This window comes from Streptomyces sp. NPDC007971 (genome assembly GCF_042958635.1).
In the GTDB taxonomy this organism is placed as follows: Bacteria; Actinomycetota; Actinomycetes; order Streptomycetales; family Streptomycetaceae; genus Streptomyces.
The window spans coordinates 130,607-147,562 of record NZ_JBIBJK010000016.1; the positions used below are offsets into that span (position 1 = coordinate 130,607).

Sequence of the window (16,956 nt, forward strand, 5' to 3'; positions counted from 1 at the left end):
CGCCGTCGCCTGGTGATACTGCTCCGGTGATCAACCTGCCTACCCCTGTGCTGGATTCGTTGTCCGGGCTCGCCTTCGGTGATGCCTTCGGTGACCGCTGGTTCGGCATCCTGCGCCGCGAAGGCCCGGCAGCCTTGGAGGCACGGATCCTGCCCCCGGAGCCGCTGTGGCGGTGGAGCGACGACACCGCCCAGGCGCTCGTTCTCGTCCGGGAACTCGCCGCGGGCGGCGGCACCGTCGACCAGGACCGCCTCGCCCTGCGCCTCGCCGAGGCCTACGCCGACGACACGCACCGCGGCTACGGAGCCTCGATGCACGACGTGCTCCGCCGGATCGGCGCGGGTGAGCCCTGGCAGGAGGTGGTCGCTGGACAGTTCGGCGGCCAGGGCTCCTGGGGCAACGGCGCGGCCATGCGCGTCGCCCCGCTGGGCGCCTGGCACGCCGCCGACCTCGACGTCGTCGCCGAGCAGGCCGCCCTCCAGAGCGCGGTCTCGCACCACCACCCGGAGGCGGTCGCCGGGGCGGTGGCGGTAGCCCTCGCCGCGGCGCTGGCAACGCGCAGCCGGGGCGGGCCCGCGCCGGCCCGCCCGGACTTCCTCCAGGCGGTCGCCGCACGACTCCCCGACAGCGACGTCCGGTCGGGAGTGCGGGTCGCGGCCCGCATGCCGGCACGTACCTCGGTTCGGCACGCCGCGGAGGTCCTGGGCTCCGGCTACCGGATGTCCGGGCCCGACACCGTCCCCTACGCCCTTTGGTGCGCGGCGGGACACCTTGACGACCTGCACGAGGGCCTGTGGTTCACGGTCGCCGGGCGCGGCGACATCGACACCACCTGCGCGGTCGCGGGCGGGGTGATCGCCGCTCGTACGGGCGTCGCCGCTCTCCCGCCCGCCTGGCACGCAGCCCGTGAACCGCTGCCCCCGGCCCCGGTCTCGTAGCCGGACTGCTCCAGATCCCGGCCGCTCCCTACAACCCCACGATCCTGTTCCACCGCTTCGCGAACTCCACCCGCTCCGTCGACGTGATGTCCCGGGCGATCGCGAGCCTGCCCCGCATCGTGCTGTCGGGGAAGATCAGCGGGTTGTCGGCCAGGGCTGCGGTGTCCTTGTCCTTGGAGGCGGCGAGGACCTCCTTGGCCGCGGGGACGGGACAGACGTAGTTGACCCAGGCGGCGAGCTTCGCGGCGACCTCGGGGTCGTAGTAGTAGTCGATCAGGCGCTCGGCGTTGGACTTGTGGCGGGCCCGGTTGGGGATCATCAGGGAGTCCGACCACAGCTCGGCGCCCTCCTCGGGGACGAGGAAGCGGATGTCGGGGTTGTCGGCCTGGAGCTGGATGACGTCGCCGGAGTAGGCCTGGCAGGCAAGCACGTCGCCGCTGACCAGGTCCTTGGTGTAGTCGTTGCCGGTGAAGCGGCGGATCTGGCCGCGCCGGACCTCGCGTTCGACCTGGTCGCAGACCTTGTGGAAGTCGTCCGCGGTCCACTGGGTGATGTCGACGCCGTTGCCCTGCATCAGGAGCGCGAAGGCCTCGTCCAGCCCGGAGAGCAGGGTCACGCGGCCCTTGAGGTCGCTCGCCCACAGGTCCGAGACGTGGCGTATCTCGCGGCCCAGCTTGCGGCGGTTGTAGGCGATCCCGGTGATGCCCGACTGCCACGGCATCGTGAACCGGCGGCCCGGGTCGAAGCCGGGCGAGCGGAGCAGCGGGTCGAGGTACTTCGCCACGTTCGGCTGGCGGTCGCGGTCCATCCGCTGCACCCAGCCGAGCCGCACGAACCGCGCGCACATCCAGTCGCTGACGACGATCAGGTCGCGGCCGGTCGACTGGTGGTTCATGAGCGCGGGGCTGATCTTGCCGAAGAACTCGTCGTTGTCGTTGATCTCCTCGCTGTAGTCGACGGAGATCCCGGTGCGCTTCCCGAAGGCGTCCAGTGTGGGCCGCTTGTTCGGGTCGTTGTCATCGGTGTCGATGTACAGCGGCCAGTTCGCCCAGGTCAGCTTCCGGTCGGCGGCGGACTCGTCGGGTACGGCACGGTCGCCGGGCCCGACGTAGGCGGCGGGCACCCCGCAGCCGGCCAGCGCTCCGAACGCGGCGGTGCCGCCGAGCGCGCGCAGCAGGGAACGGCGGGAGACGGGACGCGAAAGCGAGGATGTCTGGGGCACCACGGCAGGATGCCCCGATGCCCCTCGCACGGACAATCGACGCTGCGTCGAGCCCGTCGGGTGGGACCCGACACCTTGTCGATCAGCCCGGTGGCGCAGAAAAGCGCGGCCCCGGACGGGGTGGTGAACCCGTCCGGGGCCGCGCCCGAAAGCACCGGCTTGCGCACCTGCCTGCGCGGGGGCGCGGAGCTGCATCCTGTGCGGCTCCGGCGCGCGGGCGCGACCAGCGGCCGCGCACCTGGGGCCGCGTACCTGCGCCCGCGCACCTGGGCCGCACACCTGGGGCCGCGCACCTGCGGCCGAAACGGCGCCGAAGCGGAGCGCTTACGCGTCCAGCGACGTCATCACGTGCTTGATCCGCGTGTAGTCCTCGAAGCCGTACGCCGACAGGTCCTTGCCGTAGCCGGACTTCTTGAAGCCGCCGTGGGGCATCTCGGCGACCAGCGGGATGTGGGTGTTGATCCACACGCAGCCGAAGTCGAGCTTCTTGGACATGCGCATCGCACGGCCGTGGTCCTTGGTCCACACCGAGGAGGCGAGGGCGTACTCGACGCCGTTGGCCCACTGGACGGCCTGGTCCTCGTCCGTGAAGGACTGGACGGTGATGACCGGGCCGAAGACCTCGTTCTGGACGATCTCGTCGTCCTGGTTCAGGCCGGAGACGACGGTCGGGGCGTAGAAGTAGCCCTTGTCGCCGACCTGGTGGCCGCCCGCCTCGACCTTGGCGTGGGCGGGCAGGCGCTCGATGAAGCCGGAGACCTGCTTGAGCTGGTTGGGGTTGTTCAGCGGGCCGAAGAGGACGTCCTCGTCGTCCGGCTGCCCGGTCTTGGTCTCGGCGGCGGCCTTCGCGAGCGCCGCCACGAACTCGTCGTGGATGGACTCCTGGACGAGGACGCGGGTCGCGGCCGTGCAGTCCTGGCCGGCGTTGAAGAAGCCGGCGACCGAGATGTCCTCGACGGCCTTGGCGATGTCGGTGTCCTCGAAGACGACGACGGGGGCCTTGCCGCCCAGCTCCAGGTGGACCCGCTTGAGGTCCTTGGACGCGGACTCGGCGACGGACATGCCGGCGCGTACGGAGCCGGTGATGGAGGCCATCGCCGGGGTCTCGTGCTCGACCATCGCGCGGCCGGTGTCGCGGTCGCCGCAGATGACGTTGAAGACGCCCTTGGGCAGGACCGAGCCGATGATGTCGGCGATCAGGACGGTGGAGGCGGGGGTCGTGTCCGAGGGCTTGAGGACGACCGTGTTGCCCGCGGCGATCGCCGGGGCGAACTTCCACACGGCCATCATCATCGGGTAGTTCCAGGGGGCGACCTGGGCACAGACGCCGACCGGCTCGCGGCGGATGATCGAGGTCATCCCGTCCATGTACTCGCCGGCGCTGCGTCCCTCCAGCAGCCGGGCCGCACCCGCGAAGAAGCGGATCTGGTCGACCATCGGCGGGATCTCCTCGGAGCGGGTCAGCCCGGTCGGCTTGCCCGTGTTCTCCACCTCGGCCGCGATCAGTTCCTCGGCGCGCTCCTCGAACGCGTCGGCGATCTTCAGGAGGGCCTTCTGCCGCTCGGCGGGGGTCGTGTCGCGCCAGGCCGGGAAGGCCGCGGCGGCGGCCGCCATCGCGGCGTCCACGTCCGCCTGCCCGGACAACGGAGCGGTGGCGTACGCCTCGCCCGTCGCGGGGTTGACCACCTCGGTGGTCCGTCCGTCGGCGGCGTCCCGGAACTCACCGTCGATGTAGTTGCGCAGACGACGCAGCTCGGTGCTCACTGCCGGCCTCCTGGTCTGGTTCGAACTGTCCGATCACTGAGACACCCACCCTAGTCGCCGCATCCACGTTTTCAACACCCCCACTGCGGCCACTTCTGCGAAATCCGCAAGTCTCGGACTCTCAGACAACGAATTTCATCGCTACACCCTTGCGAAACTGTCGAGACGTCGTGCACAGTGAGGTCGTGGCCAGTCGAAGCGCAGACCAGAGGGACTCCTCCCGCGAGTCCAGGAACGGCACCCCCCAGCTGGATGCCGTCTCCCTCGCCATCATTCAGCAGCTCCAGGAGGACGGCCGCCGGCCGTACGCCGCGATCGGCAAGGCCGTCGGCCTCTCCGAAGCGGCCGTGCGCCAGCGCGTCCAGAAGCTGCTGGACCAGGGCGTGATGCAGATCGTCGCCGTCACGGACCCGCTCACCGTGGGCTTCCGCCGGCAAGCGATGGTCGGTGTCAACGTCGAGGGCGATGTCGAGTCCATCGCGGAGGCGCTGACTGCCATGTCGGAAGTCGAGTACGTGGTGATGACCGCGGGCTCGTTCGACATCCTCGCCGAGATCGTCTGCGAGGACGACGACCACCTGCTGGACGTCATCAACAAACGCATCCGGGCCCTTCCCGGGGTGCGCTCCACCGAAAGCTTCGTCTACCTGAAGCTGAAGAAGCAGACCTACATGTGGGGAACCCGATAACCGTGACCCAGAAGGACCTCAGCCGCACCGCGTACGACCACCTGTGGATGCACTTCACCCGCATGTCCTCGTACGAGAACTCTCCCGTCCCGACCATCGTCCGGGGCGAGGGCACCTACATCTACGACGACAAGGGCAAGCGCTACCTCGACGGTCTCGCCGGTCTGTTCGTGGTCCAGGCCGGTCACGGCCGCACGGAACTCGCCGAGACCGCCTTCAAGCAGGCCCAGGAGCTGGCGTTCTTCCCGGTGTGGTCCTACGCCCACCCGAAGGCCGTGGAGCTGGCCGAGCGCATCGCCGACTACGCCCCGGGCGACCTGAACAAGGTCTTCTTCACCACCGGCGGCGGCGAGGCCGTCGAGACCGCCTGGAAGCTCGCCAAGCAGTACTTCAAGCTGCAGGGCAAGCCGACCAAGTACAAGGTCATCTCCCGTGCGGTCGCCTACCACGGCACCCCGCAGGGCGCCCTGTCCATCACCGGCCTGCCGGGCCTGAAGGCCCCCTTCGAGCCGCTGGTGCCGGGCGCGCACAAGGTGCCCAACACCAACATCTACCGCGCCACGCTCTTCGGCGACGACCCGGAGGCCTTCGGCCGCTGGGCCGCCGACCAGATCGAGCAGGAGATCCTCTTCGAGGGCCCGGACACGGTCGCCGCGGTCTTCCTGGAGCCCGTGCAGAACGCCGGCGGCTGCTTCCCGCCCCCGCCCGGCTACTTCCAGCGCGTGCGCGAGATCTGCGACAAGTACGACGTGCTGCTCGTGTCGGACGAGGTCATCTGCGCCTTCGGCCGCCTGGGCACGATGTTCGCCTGCGACAAGTTCGGCTACGTCCCGGACATGATCACCTGCGCCAAGGGCATGACCTCGGGCTACTCCCCGATCGGCGCCTGCATCGTCTCCGACAGGATCGCCGAGCCCTTCTACAAGGGCGACAACACCTTCCTGCACGGCTACACCTTTGGTGGTCATCCGGTGTCGGCGGCCGTGGGTCTCGCCAACCTCGACCTGTTCGAGCGCGAGAACCTCAACCAGCACGTGCTGGACAACGAGGGAGCGTTCCTCTCGACGCTGCAGAAGCTGCACGACCTGCCGATCGTCGGCGACGTCCGCGGCAACGGTTTCTTCTACGGCATCGAGCTGGTGAAGGACAAGAACACCAAGGAGTCCTTCAACGAGGAGGAGACCGAGCGCGTCCTGTACGGCTTCCTCTCCAAGGCGCTCTTCGAGAACGGCCTGTACTGCCGTGCCGACGACCGCGGCGACCCGGTCGTCCAGCTCGCCCCGCCGCTGATCTCCAACCAGGAGACCTTCGACGAGATCGAGCAGATCCTGCGCGCGACGCTGACGGAGGCGTGGACGAAGCTCTGAGCCCCCGCGCTCCGGGCCTCATACCTCTGACCAGATGATCAGCACACGGCCCCGTGCCATCCGTTCGAGTGAGAACGGAGGCCCGGGGCCGTGTGCTGTCCCGGCTCCGCGCCCCGGCTGCCTAGCGTTCCAGTGACCGATCGGCCGTCCGTTCGTTCCCCCGGACGGGGGATCAGGCACGGGAAAACGGATCAGAACGAGGTGTACGCCGATGGAGGCCCCTCCGGACAACGACGTGCTGTGGGCACGCTCGCTGCACTTCAGGCACCAGGACGGCTCGCCCGGTCTCGCCGGGGTCTCGCTCAGCGTGCGCGAGGGCGAGATCCTCTCCGTCGCCGGCCCGCGCGGCAGCGGCAAGACCACGTTGCTGCGGTGTCTGTCCGGCCAGGTCACACCGGAGCGCGGCGAGGTCTGGTTCAACAGCACACCGGTGCACACCATGGGACCGATGGCCCGTGAGCGGCTGCGCCGCGACCGCTTCGGCTGGATCGACCCGGCCCCCGTGCTCGTCCCGGAGCTGAACGCCTGGGAGAACGCCGCCCTTCCCCTGATGCTGCGCGGCACCAGCCGCCGCCGGTCCAAGGTGGCCGCCATGGAGTGGCTGGAGCGCCTCGACGTCGGCGACCAGGCCCGCAGACGCCCGCACGAGCTGCGCCAGGCCGGACGCCAGCGCGTCGCCTTCGCCCGTGCGCTCGCCTCCGGACCCACGGTCCTGTTCGCCGACGAGCCGACGGCCCCGCTGCACCGCGCGGACCAGACTCCGGTGCTGCGCACCCTGACCACGGCGGCCCGCTCGCACGGCATCACCATCGTCCTGGCCACGCACGACGCGGCGACCGCGGCCTTCGCCGACCGCACGGTCTCGCTGCTCGACGGGCGGTGCGTGAGGACCCTGCACCTGCCGGACTCCCCGGAGGCGGAAGGCCGGGCCGCCGCGTGCTCGCTCTACGTCTGACCCGCGCGGCCCGGCCCGCCGTCCAGCTGCGCCGCCTCCTGGTGGCCGCGGCCTCGGCCGGCACCGGCTTCCTCCTCCTGTCCTGCCTCGGCTACGCGCTGGGCCACCCCGAATCAACGGGCTCCGCCCTGCTGCGCCTGGCCTGGTGCGTGGTCCCGCTGGCCGCCACGGCGTACTTCGCGCTCGCGGTGGCCCGCACGGACCCGGGCACCCGGCCGCGCCCCGGCCTGTCGGCGGTCGGCCTCGGCCCGGCCCGTCTGATGGCGGTCTCGGCGCTGACCACGGCCCTGTCGTGCGCCCTGGGCTCGCTGCTGGCGCTGCTGATCTTCCTGCACCTGCGCGGCGACCTGACGGGCATGCCCTTCGACGGCGCGGCGGCCGGTTTCCTGGCCGCCGGCCGGCCCCTCCCCCTCCCCGGGGCCCTGACCCTGCTGGTCCTGGTCCCGGCGATCGCATCGACGACGGTGGCCCTGGCCCTGCACCCGGCGGAGAGGCGCCCGGCCACCGGACGCGCCGCCCGCGCCCTCGGCCTCTTCGGCGCCCGGCGGGGCGGCGGTCCCGGGGGCTCCGGTACGCGCGGCCGTGGGAGCGCCGGGGCACAGGACGGTGATGCGCGGGCGGGGACCGCGCAGGACGGTGACGTCCCGCAGTCCACCGGTGACTCCGTGCCCGCCCCCGGTGCCGGAACCGGCCCCGTGCCCGCCGCCCCGGACACCGGCTGGAGCGAGGTGCTCGCCGGCGGCGGCCCGAGCCGGGCGGTGGCCGGCCTGCCCTGGGGTGTGGCCGCCCTCGCCGCGGGTCTCGCCGTGCAGACCTATGCGAGCCCCTCCGCCGCCGTCCCTGCCCTCACCGCGCTGCCCGTCGACGCCGGGGCCGTGCTGGCCGGCTGGATCATCACCGCCGTGGGCCTGGTGATCGCCTCCCCCGGCCTGACCGAGCTGTGCGGACGCCTGCTCCAGTCGTACCGCCCCGGAGCGCTCCGGCTCCTGGCCGGCCGGGTCCTGATGGCGGAGGCCACCCGGATCGGGCGGCCCCTGGGCGTGGTCTGCGCGGTGGCGTCCGCCGCCTACGCCATGGCCGTGCTCCACGACCGTCCCGCCGCCGACTTCGGCCCCCTCACCGCGCTGGGCACGCTCGTGGTCGCCGGCTGCACGGTGGCCACCCTGCTGACGGCGGCCGTCGAAGCCCGCCAGAGCCGCGCCGACACCACCGCCGCCCTGCTGCGCCTCGGCGCTCCCGCCTCGATGCTGCGCAGCGCCGCGGCCCTGCGCGCGGCCGCCCTGCTCACCCTGTTCGGCCCGTTCGCCCTGCTGATCGCGAACCTGACGGCGCTACCGAAGGCCCGCTGAGGCGTGGCGGGAGAGCGCTGCGCACGCCGTGCGAAGAAGTTCTCCGACGGCCGATGAGTTCCGCGGCGGGCCGGCGTCTACCCCATCGAACAGCAGCAGCGCACGGACCCGAGGGAGAGACCCCATGTACCAGCAGATGATCTTCGTGAACCTGGTCACCAACGATGTCGCCGCCACGAAGCAGTTCTTCACGGAGCTGGGCTACGACATCAACCCGCAGTTCAGCACCGACGAGTGCGCCTGTGTGGTGATCAGCGACACGATCGTCGCGATGCTCATGACCCGGCAGCACTACTCCCAGTTCACCGACAAGGAGATCGTGGACCCGGCCAAGTCCAGCGAGGTGCTGCTGTGTCTGAGCGCCGAGAGCCGCGCGAAGGTGGACGAGCTGGTGGACAGGGCGATCGCGGCGGGCGGCACCGCCCATGGCGAGCCCCAGGACCACGGGTTCATGTACGGCCGCGCCTTCGACGACCTCGACGGCCACACCTGGGAGGTCATGTGGATGGACCCGGCGGCGGTCCAGGGCTGACCCTCGCGAACCGAACATCCGTGCCTAGCATGGGCGGGTGCATCCGACACCCGCCCGGCCCGAACGGGCCTCCCACGACCGCGAGATCGAGTCCCTCACCGAGTTCGACGAGGTCGTCGGCCGGCATGGCTCGCTCGCCCGGTTCCGTGTCCAGGCCGTCGATCTGACGGCCCGCACGGACGCCCTCCTCGCCGTCGACACCACGGAAGCCGTCTTCCTCGGCTGCCCGATGGAGCCCGAGGCGGCCGCGCACGTCAGGGCGTCGGGCGCCCTGGTGTTCCCGCCGGTCCCGGGACTCCCCTTCGACCCCTACCGCGGCTTCGTCTACACGCCCAACGAGTTGTTCGCCTCGCTCGGCGACGGCTACGAGGGGACACCGGACGCCCGGGCCTACACCTGGTTCCAGGCGACGAAGTCCGACGGGGACATCTTCGCCTCGATGCTGCGCTCGATCCACGACGACGCCGTCTCCGACGCGCTCGACGAACTCCTCGCCGGCGCCCGGGTGGTGGGCGTCATGGGCGGGCACGCGATGTCCCGCGGCACGGACGCCTACGCGGGAGCGGCCCGGCTCGGCCGCGAGCTGGCACGCGCCGGTTTCACGGTCGCCACCGGCGGCGGGCCCGGCGCGATGGAGGCGGCGAACCTCGGCGCGTACGCCGCCCCCTTCGAGGACGCCATGCTCGACGACGCGCTGCAGTTGCTCGCCAAGGCGCCCTCGTTCCGGCCGTCCGTCACCGACTGGGTGCGTGCCGCGTTCGAGGTGCGCGAGCGCTGGCCCGGCGGCGGCGAGTCGGTGGGCATCCCCACCTGGTTCTACGGCCATGAGCCGCCGAACGCCTTCGCCGCGCACATAGCCAAGTACTTCGCCAACGCCACGCGCGAGGACGGACTGCTGGCCCGCTCCACCGCCGGGGTGGTGTTTTTGCCGGGCGCCGCCGGGACCGTACAGGAGATCTTCGACAACGCGACGCCGAACTACTACGAGTCGCGGGGCGAACCCACGCCCATGGTGCTCGTGAACGAGGACCACTGGACGCGGGAGTTGCCCGCCTGGCCGCTGCTGCGGTCACTCGCCCGGGGACGGGCGATGGAGTCCCGTATCGCCCTCGTTGACCGGATCGAGCAGGCTGCTCCGGTGTTGAAACGTCTCTGCAGTTAATAAGAAGGCAAAGGCAACGGCCGCCGGAGGCATATGCATTGACACTTCTTATGGAGCGCTTATAAACCTGTGAGCCTCTTGGGGGTGCCGGGACCTCACCTCACACGTCGTCCCTCCCTCCCTCAACCCCCCGCAGTTATGCACTCTGTAAAGGACAAACGTGTCCATAACTCGCCGCAGCGCAAGCCGTTCCGTGCGCATCCTGGGTGTTGCCTCCGCGTCCGCCGCACTGGCTCTCGGTGTCGCCGGGCAGGCCCTCGCCTGCAGCATCACCGAGTTCTCCGCCGAGGCCACGTGCGCCGGTGACAAGGGCTCCATCGTCGTCAGCGACAAGGACGGCTCCGGCACCCCGGCCGTCATCACCGTGTTCTCCAAGAGCGACGCCGGCGTCGAGAAGCAGGTCGGCAAGCCGGAGAACGTCAAAGGCACCGCCGAGGGCGTCACGGTCACCTTCGCCGAGGACTGGAAGCCCAACGCGACCTACCGCGTCCACGTCAAGGCCGGCAACAAGGTCGACGAGGACATCAAGCCCGACCTCGTGACCCCGGCCACGGCCTGCAAGAAGGAGGAGTCCTCGACTCCGACTCCGTCGGCCCCCGCGTCCACGAAGCCGTCGAAGCCCTCGACGCCCACCGCGACCCCCACGCCCTCGGCCTCCGAGAGCAGCTCCGCCCCGGCGGGCGCGCCGAGCAACGCGCCGTCCCCCGCGGCCGGTGACTCGAACCTCGCTGAGACCGGAGCGGACTCCAACACCCCCCTGATCGCCGGTGTCGCGGGCGCCCTGGTGGTCGTCGGCGGTGGCGCCGTCTACTTCGGCATGCGCCGACGCGGGGCGAAGAGCGGCAGCTGACGCCGCCTTCACCTCCCGCGCGTGCACCACTGCGGCCCGTCCCCGTATCCCGGGGGCGGGCCGCGGTCGTGTTCAGCCGAACGTCGCCCGCTCCAGCCAGAACTCCAGCACCTCGCGCTCGCCCAGCACCTCCAGGCCCGGGGCGTCCAGGGGCAGCCGCCGGTAGAAGGCGAGCAGCAGCGGGGTGAGGGGGCCGCGCAGGGCGACGGTCGCCTTCTCGTGGCCGCGGCGCCAGCCGACGCCCTCTTCGCCCAGCTCGATGAGCCACTCGGCGTTCAGCGCCGGATCGGTGTCGGTGGCGTGCAGATGGATGCTGTGGCCGGGGCCGCGCAGTTCCTGGGCCGCCGGGTGCGCGCCGCTGCGCTGCACCCACTCCACGAGCTGCAGCCACTCGTCCACCGCGTCGGCGGCGATCTCGGGGGCGACCTCGTAGGGCAGCCCGGCCGCGAGCGCCGCGTCGGCGCGGTGCACGGTGATCTCGTGGGTCATGCGGCGGGCCCAGAAGCCGGAGTCGGCGGTCCCGGCCCATGTCCACACCGAGGTGTCGGGCCCGGCCTCGCGCAGCGCCTCGACGACCCGCTCGCCGGTCTCGGCCAGCCACTTGTCCAGGGCCGCCGCGTCGCCCCGCTCACCGGGCCCCGCAGCGAGCGGGATCCGCTCCTCGGGGATGTTCTCCTGTGCCCGGCTGCGGACCAGGGTGTCCACCCAGCGCAGGGCGCCGCCCATGTGGCGCACGAGGTCCTCCAGCGACCAGTCCGGGCAGGTCGGCACGGTGGCGGACAGGTCCGTGCCGGAGGTCACCACTGCCCTCAACCGGTCTACCTGATGGGCGATTTCATCGCAGTATCGGTCATGTGCGAGCAAAGTCATGCCCCTCACCCTAGGGGCGCGGTGATCACCCGAGCACGTCGATTTCGGCCACGTCGAACCCGACGCCCACGTCGGCCCCGGTGTCCGGCGCATCCCGCAGCGCACAGGCCGCCTCCAGGAGCGGGCCGCCGTCGCGGGGCCGCAGCCGGACGGACACATGGGTGCCCTTGAAGGTGCGGGCCACCACCGTGCACGCCAGTCCGTCGCCGGCCGCCACGAGCCGGACGCCGGCGGGCCGGACGAGCAGCGGACGGTCGCCCTGGGGCGAGCCCTCGGGCACCGGCAGCTTGCCCCACGGGGTGCTGGCGACCGACTCCGCGACGGTCGCCGGGACCACGTTGTCGAAGCCGAGGAAACGGGCCACGAACTCGTCGGCCGGCCGCTGCCACACCTCCAGGGGCGTCCCGGACTGGGCGATCCGCCCGTCGCGCATCACCACGACCCGGTCGGCCAGCGCGAAGGCCTCGCCCTGGTCATGGGTGACGGCGAGCACGGTCGTCCCCAGCCGGCCGAACAGCTCGCGCAGTTCGACCACCAGCCGTTCCCGCAGCGAGCGGTCGAGCTGGCCCAGCGGCTCGTCGAGCATGAGCAGCCGGGGCCGGGGCGCCAGTGCCCGGGCGAGGGCGACCCGCTGCTGCTCGCCGCCGGACAGCGCGGCCACGGGCCGCCCGGCGGCCCCCGGCAGACCCACCATCTCCAGCAACTGTGCGATCTGCGCGTCCCGTTCGCCCCTGGGCACCCCGTGCATCCGCAGCCCGAAGTCCACGTTGCCGCCGACGTCCCGCTGCGGGAAGAGCTGATGGTCCTGGAACATCAGCCCGACGCCCCGCCGGTGCGCGGGCACACCCGCCTGGTCACGGCCGTCGAGCAGCACCCGCCCGAAGTCCAGCGGCTGCAGCCCGGCCACCGCCCTGAGCAGCGTCGACTTCCCGCTGCCGCTGGGCCCGAGCACACACACCACCTCGTGCTCGGCGACGTCCAGGCCGACCGCGTCCAGGACGGGACGCCCGCCGAAGCGTACGGTCGCGGCGTCCAGGCTCAGCAGCATCAGAACTCCCCCGTCCGGTCGATGCGCAGCCGCTCCAGCACGAGCAGGGCGGCCGCGCAGACCACCATCAGAATCGTGGACAGGGCCATCGCCTGCCCGTAGTTGAGGTCCCCGGGCCGGCTCAGCAGACGGGCCACGGCGACCGGGAGCGTCGGGTCGTCGGGCCGCGCGATGAACACGGTCGCCCCGAACTCCCCGAGGGACACGGCGAACGCGAACCCTGCCGCGACCAGCAGCGCCCGCCGTACGAGCGGCAGATCGACCTCCCGCCACACCCGCCAGGGCGAGGCCCCGAGCACGGCCGCCGCCTCCCTGAGCCGTCCGTCCACCGCCCGCAGCACGGGCAGCATGGTCCGTACGACGAAGGGGGCTCCCACCAGCGCCTGGGCGAGCGGTACCAGGATCCAGGACTGGCGCAGGTCCAGCGGGGGCTTGTCCAGCGCGATCAGGAAGCCGAAGCCGACGGTCACGGCGGAGACGCCGAGCGGCAGCATCAGCAGCGCGTCGAAGCCGCGCACCAGCCGGCCCGCGTCCCGGCGGGCCAGCGCGGCCGCGGCGAGACCCCCGATCAGCACCGCGATGGCGGTGGCGGCGAGGGCGTACTCCAGGGAGGTCCACACGGCGTGCAGCGGCGCCACGAGGAAGGTGCCGCCGTCGGCGTTCGTCAGCGCCCGGTAGTAGCCGAGACCGGGGGCGTCGAGGGAGCGCTGCACGAGCACGGCGAGCGGCATCACCAGGAGCAGCGCGACGGTGACGAGGACCGAGGCGAGCAGCGCCCACTGCCCGGCCCCGCGCGGTCGGCGGGCCGTGACCGCGGCGTCCACCAGGCGCAGGGCGGTCTCCCGCCGCCGTACCGTCCGGGCGTGCACGGCGAGGATCGCGCCCACCGCGACGAACTGGACGACGGTGAGGACGGCGGCCGTGGACAGGTCGAAGATCTCGGAGGTCTGGCGGTAGATCTCCACTTCGAGGGTGGAGAAGGTGGGCCCGCCGAGGATCTGCACCACGCCGAAGGAGGTGAAGGTGAACAGGAACACCATCAGCGCGGCGGCGGCGACGGCGGGCGCGAGGGCCGGCAGGGTCACCTTCCGCCAGGCCCCGAGGGGCGAGGCGCCGAGCATCCGGGCGGCCTGTTCCTGCCGGGGGTCGAGCTGGGCCCACAGCCCGCCGACCGTGCGGACGACGACCGCGTAGTTGAAGAAGACGTGCGCCAGCAGGATCGCCCACACCGTGGTGTCCAGCCGCAGACCCCACAGGTCGTCCAGCAGTCCGCCGCGCCCGACCAGTGCCAGGAAGGCGGTGCCGACGACGACGGTCGGCAGCACGAACGGGACCGTGACGACGGCCCGCAGCACCTGCTTGCCGGGGAAGTCGAGACGGGCGAAGACGTAGGCGGCGGGCAGGGCGAGCAGCAGGGTGAGCGCGGTGGAGGCGAGCGCCTGCCAGGTGGTGAACCACAGCACGTGGCGGATGTCCGGCCGGGTGACGACGTCCGCCATCCGGCCGAACTGCCAGACTCCGTCCACCTTCAGCCCGCGCGCCACGATCGCGGCGACGGGCCAGGCGAAGAACACGGCGAAGAACGCGACGGGCAGGGCCATGAGCCCGAGCCGCGCCGCGCTCCCACGGCGCTTCCCGGCCGTCGGCCCGGCCGCTTCGTCGGCGGCCGGGCCGGCAGCCGCCCCCGCCGCTACTTCAGTACGAGCGACGTCCACGACTTGACCCACTGGTCGCGGTTGGCGGCGATCTTTTCGGGGGCCATCGTCTCGGGGCTCTTGGCGGCCGGCCCGTACTTCGTGAAGTCGGCCGGCACCGCGGCGCCCTTCACCACCGGGTACACGAACATGTTCAGCGGCATGTCCTGCTGGAACTCCTTGGAGAGCAGGAAGTCGATGAACGCCTTGCCGCCCTTGGTGTTCTTCGCGTTGCTCAGCAGCCCGGCGAACTCGATCTGCCGGAAGCAGGTGCCGGTCGCGACGCCCGTCGGGGCGGTGTCGGGCCGCTTCTTGGCGTAGATCACCTCGGCGGGCGGGGAGGAGGCGTAGGACACCACGAGCGGCCGGTCGCCCCCGGCCTTCTTCCCCTCGGACGAGCCGGAGAACTCCTGGGAGTAGGCCTGCTCCCAGCCGTCGACGACCTTGACGCCGTTGGCCTGGAGCTTCTTCCAGTAGCCCTGCCAGCCCCCGTCCCCGTACTGGGCCGCGCTGCCGAGCAGGAAGCCGAGGCCCGGCGAGGAGGTGGCCGCGTTCTCGGTGACGAGGAGGTTCTTGTACGCGGGCTTGGCCAGGTCGGCGAAGGTCTGCGGCGGGGTCAGGTGGTGCTGGGCGAAGTAGGCCTTGTCGTAGTTGACGCAGATGTCGCCGTAGTCGACGGGCGTGACCCGGTGCTTGTCCTTGTCGAGCTGGTAGGCGGCACCGGCCGTTGCCAGGCCCTTCGCCGCGTACGGCTGGAACAGGCCGTTGTCGAGGGCCCGTGACAGCAGGGTGTTGTCGACGCCGAAGAAGACGTCGCCCTGCGGGTTGTCCTTGGTCAGGATCGCCTTGTTGACGGCCTGGCCGGCGTCGCCGCCCGGCAGGACCCGCACCTTGTAACCGGACTGCTTCTCGAAGTCCTTGAGCACGTTCTTGGACACGGCCCACGAGTCGTGGCTGACGAGGGTCACGGTCCTGGAGTCCGTGGCGCCCTTGGTGTCCGTCGATCCGCATGCGGACAAGGTGACCAGGCCGAGGCCGACCGCCGCGGCCACGAGGGTCTTGGTGTGCACGTGAATGTCCTCCTGGGGTTGGCCAGGAAGAACGCGGCCCCGCCCGGTCCCTCGGAGAGGATTGCGGGCAGGGCGCAACAGCATGAGTGAAGACCGAACTTCCTACCCAGAATGACCTGGGCAAGGTTCAGAGGGTCTGCGGCCCGATCGCCGCACTCTCAGCGCTGTGGCGCTCCCCTGTCGGAATATGAAGATGTTGAGACGTAATCGAACGCAGCCAGATTACCGCTCGGTGGCCGCGAGCTGACCGCACGCCCCGTCGATCTCCTGGCCCCGGGTGTCCCGGATCGTGACCGGCACTCCGTGGGCGGCGATCGCCTCCACGAACGCCTTCTCGTCCTCGGGGCGCGAGGCCGTCCACTTCGACCCCGGCGTCGGGTTCAGCGGAATGAGGTTGACGTGCACGGGCTTGCCCCTGAGCAGCCGCCCGAGCCGGTCACCACGCCAGGCCTGGTCGTTGATGTCCCGGATCAGCGCGTACTCGATGGAGAGCCGGCGCCCGGACTTCTCGGTGTACTCGAACCCGGCGTCCAGCACCTCGCGCACCTTCCACCGCGTGTTCACGGGGACGAGGGTGTCGCGCAGCTCGTCGTCCGGGGCGTGCAGGGAGATCGCCAGGCGGCACTTGAAGCCCTCGTCGGCGAACCGGTGGATGGCGGGCACCAGCCCGACGGTCGACACGGTGATGCCCCGCTGGGACAGCCCGAGTCCGTCCGGGGCGGGATCGGTGAGCGCACGGACGGCGCCCACCACACGCTTGTAGTTGGCGAGCGGCTCGCCCATCCCCATGAAGACGATGTTGGACAGCCGCGACGGGCCGCCGGGAACCTCGCCGTCGCGCAGCGCCCGCATCCCGTCCACGATCTGATGGACGATCTCGGCGGTCGACAGATTCCGGTCGAGCCCCGCCTGCCCGGTCGCGCAGAACGGGCAGTTCATCCCGCACCCCGCCTGGGAGCTGATGCACATGGTCACCCGGTCCGGGTAGCGCATCAGCACGGACTCCACGAGGGTGCCGTCGAACAGGCGCCACAGTGTCTTGCGGGTCGTGCCCTGGTCGGTCGACAGATGCCGGACGACGGTCATCAGCTCCGGGAAGAGCGCCTCGCGCAGCATGTCCCGCGAGCCGGCCGGGATGTCGGTCCACTGCTCGGGGTCGTGCGCGTACCGCGCGAAGTAGTGCTGCGAGAGCTGCTTGGCGCGGAACGGCTTCTCGCCGATCTCGGCCACCGCTTCCTTGCGCTCGGCGGGTGTGAGGTCGGCAAGGTGCCGCGGCGGCTTCTTGGCTCCGCGCGGGGCGACGAAAATGAGTTCTCCGGGCTTAGGCATGGCCTTATCAGTGTCGCAGATCCAATCGGGTGACCTGGGGACTCGGTCGTGCGGGTGGCCGCCACCGGTCGTTCCCAGGTGTCGTGCCACCCCTCGGACGACCCGCGGACGACCCGC

The 16,956-nt window shown here is 71.3% G+C and carries 15 protein-coding genes and 1 riboswitch; of the genes, 8 read left to right on the forward strand and 7 right to left on the reverse strand.

Annotated features, from left to right (window positions below):
• Positions 1 to 26 precede the first annotated feature (26 nt).
• Entirely contained in the window at positions 27 to 938 is a 912-nt protein-coding gene (locus tag ACFZCP_RS30695; RefSeq protein ID WP_391433144.1) for an ADP-ribosylglycohydrolase family protein, read from the forward strand.
• A 28-nt stretch (positions 939 to 966) separates the two neighbouring features.
• Here ACFZCP_RS30695 and ACFZCP_RS30700 read toward each other — a convergent pair whose 3' ends face one another.
• Entirely contained in the window at positions 967 to 2,160 is a 1,194-nt protein-coding gene (locus tag ACFZCP_RS30700) for an extracellular solute-binding protein (protein ID WP_391433147.1), read from the reverse strand.
• A gap of 324 nt (positions 2,161 to 2,484) precedes the next feature.
• Entirely contained in the window at positions 2,485 to 3,924 is a 1,440-nt protein-coding gene (locus tag ACFZCP_RS30705; protein ID WP_362690974.1) for a gamma-aminobutyraldehyde dehydrogenase, read from the reverse strand.
• A gap of 170 nt (positions 3,925 to 4,094) precedes the next feature.
• On the opposite strand from ACFZCP_RS30705, the gene ACFZCP_RS30710 reads away from it, so the two are divergent.
• From ACFZCP_RS30710 to ACFZCP_RS30740, 7 genes are all read left to right on the forward strand, one after another.
• On the forward strand, positions 4,095 to 4,613 hold the full coding sequence (locus tag ACFZCP_RS30710; RefSeq protein ID WP_351323573.1) for an Lrp/AsnC family transcriptional regulator: 519 nt from the start codon (positions 4,095 to 4,097) through the stop codon (positions 4,611 to 4,613).
• A complete protein-coding gene (locus tag ACFZCP_RS30715) occupies positions 4,598 to 5,980 on the forward strand; it encodes an aspartate aminotransferase family protein (RefSeq protein ID WP_391433150.1) in 1,383 nt (460 codons plus the stop codon). Before ACFZCP_RS30710 ends, ACFZCP_RS30715 begins: the two co-directional genes overlap by 16 nt.
• Positions 5,981 to 6,191: 211 nt before the next feature.
• The gene (locus ACFZCP_RS30720) at positions 6,192 to 6,935 is read left to right on the forward strand and encodes an ATP-binding cassette domain-containing protein (protein WP_362690983.1); all 744 of its coding nucleotides are present in this window, start codon (positions 6,192 to 6,194) and stop codon (positions 6,933 to 6,935) included.
• Entirely contained in the window at positions 6,917 to 8,284 is a 1,368-nt protein-coding gene (locus ACFZCP_RS30725) for a hypothetical protein (protein WP_391433153.1), read from the forward strand. The genes ACFZCP_RS30720 and ACFZCP_RS30725 overlap by 19 nt, the downstream gene beginning before the upstream one ends.
• Before the next feature lie 124 nt (positions 8,285 to 8,408).
• Positions 8,409 to 8,816 carry a VOC family protein gene (locus tag ACFZCP_RS30730; protein ID WP_391433156.1) on the forward strand — a complete coding sequence of 136 codons (408 nt, stop codon included), beginning with the start codon at positions 8,409 to 8,411 and terminating at the stop codon, positions 8,814 to 8,816.
• Between the two features lie 37 nt (positions 8,817 to 8,853).
• Positions 8,854 to 9,978, forward strand: coding sequence for an LOG family protein (locus ACFZCP_RS30735; protein ID WP_391433159.1), 1,125 nt, complete (start codon positions 8,854 to 8,856; stop codon positions 9,976 to 9,978).
• 160 nt (positions 9,979 to 10,138) lie between these two features.
• Positions 10,139 to 10,828: an LAETG motif-containing sortase-dependent surface protein gene (locus ACFZCP_RS30740; RefSeq protein ID WP_391433162.1), complete on the forward strand. Its 690-nt coding sequence runs from the start codon at positions 10,139 to 10,141 to the stop codon at positions 10,826 to 10,828.
• A 72-nt stretch (positions 10,829 to 10,900) separates the two neighbouring features.
• Here ACFZCP_RS30740 and ACFZCP_RS30745 read toward each other — a convergent pair whose 3' ends face one another.
• The 5 genes from ACFZCP_RS30745 to rlmN form a co-directional block, all read right to left on the reverse strand.
• Positions 10,901 to 11,698 (reverse strand): maleylpyruvate isomerase N-terminal domain-containing protein, encoded by a 798-nt coding sequence (locus ACFZCP_RS30745; protein ID WP_391433166.1) that lies wholly within the window; start codon positions 11,696 to 11,698, stop codon positions 10,901 to 10,903.
• A gap of 25 nt (positions 11,699 to 11,723) precedes the next feature.
• Positions 11,724 to 12,746, reverse strand: a complete 1,023-nt coding sequence (locus ACFZCP_RS30750) for an ATP-binding cassette domain-containing protein (RefSeq protein ID WP_391433170.1) — start codon at positions 12,744 to 12,746, stop codon at positions 11,724 to 11,726.
• A complete protein-coding gene (locus ACFZCP_RS30755) occupies positions 12,746 to 14,347 on the reverse strand; it encodes an ABC transporter permease subunit (protein ID WP_391433173.1) in 1,602 nt (533 codons plus the stop codon). Before ACFZCP_RS30755 ends, ACFZCP_RS30750 begins: the two co-directional genes overlap by 1 nt.
• A gap of 89 nt (positions 14,348 to 14,436) precedes the next feature.
• Positions 14,437 to 15,510 (reverse strand): thiamine ABC transporter substrate-binding protein, encoded by a 1,074-nt coding sequence (locus ACFZCP_RS30760; protein ID WP_391433177.1) that lies wholly within the window; start codon positions 15,508 to 15,510, stop codon positions 14,437 to 14,439.
• An 81-nt stretch (positions 15,511 to 15,591) separates the two neighbouring features.
• Positions 15,592 to 15,699: riboswitch (TPP riboswitch) on the reverse strand.
• A 33-nt stretch (positions 15,700 to 15,732) separates the two neighbouring features.
• On the reverse strand, positions 15,733 to 16,839 hold the full coding sequence (gene rlmN, locus ACFZCP_RS30765; protein WP_391433180.1) for a 23S rRNA (adenine(2503)-C(2))-methyltransferase RlmN: 1,107 nt from the start codon (positions 16,837 to 16,839) through the stop codon (positions 15,733 to 15,735).
• Positions 16,840 to 16,956: the final 117 nt, after the last annotated feature.

Coding starts and splice junctions, on each gene's coding strand:
- ACFZCP_RS30750 (WP_391433170.1), bottom strand. CDS start 12,746: ATGCTGCTGAGCCTGGACGCCGCGACCGTACGCTTCGGCGGGCGTCCC.
- ACFZCP_RS30755 (WP_391433173.1), bottom strand. CDS start 14,347: ATGGCCCTGCCCGTCGCGTTCTTCGCCGTGTTCTTCGCCTGGCCCGTC.
- ACFZCP_RS30745 (WP_391433166.1), bottom strand. CDS start 11,698: ATGACTTTGCTCGCACATGACCGATACTGCGATGAAATCGCCCATCAG.
- rlmN (WP_391433180.1), bottom strand. CDS start 16,839: ATGCCTAAGCCCGGAGAACTCATTTTCGTCGCCCCGCGCGGAGCCAAG.
- ACFZCP_RS30730 (WP_391433156.1), top strand. CDS start 8,409: ATGTACCAGCAGATGATCTTCGTGAACCTGGTCACCAACGATGTCGCC.
- ACFZCP_RS30720 (WP_362690983.1), top strand. CDS start 6,192: ATGGAGGCCCCTCCGGACAACGACGTGCTGTGGGCACGCTCGCTGCAC.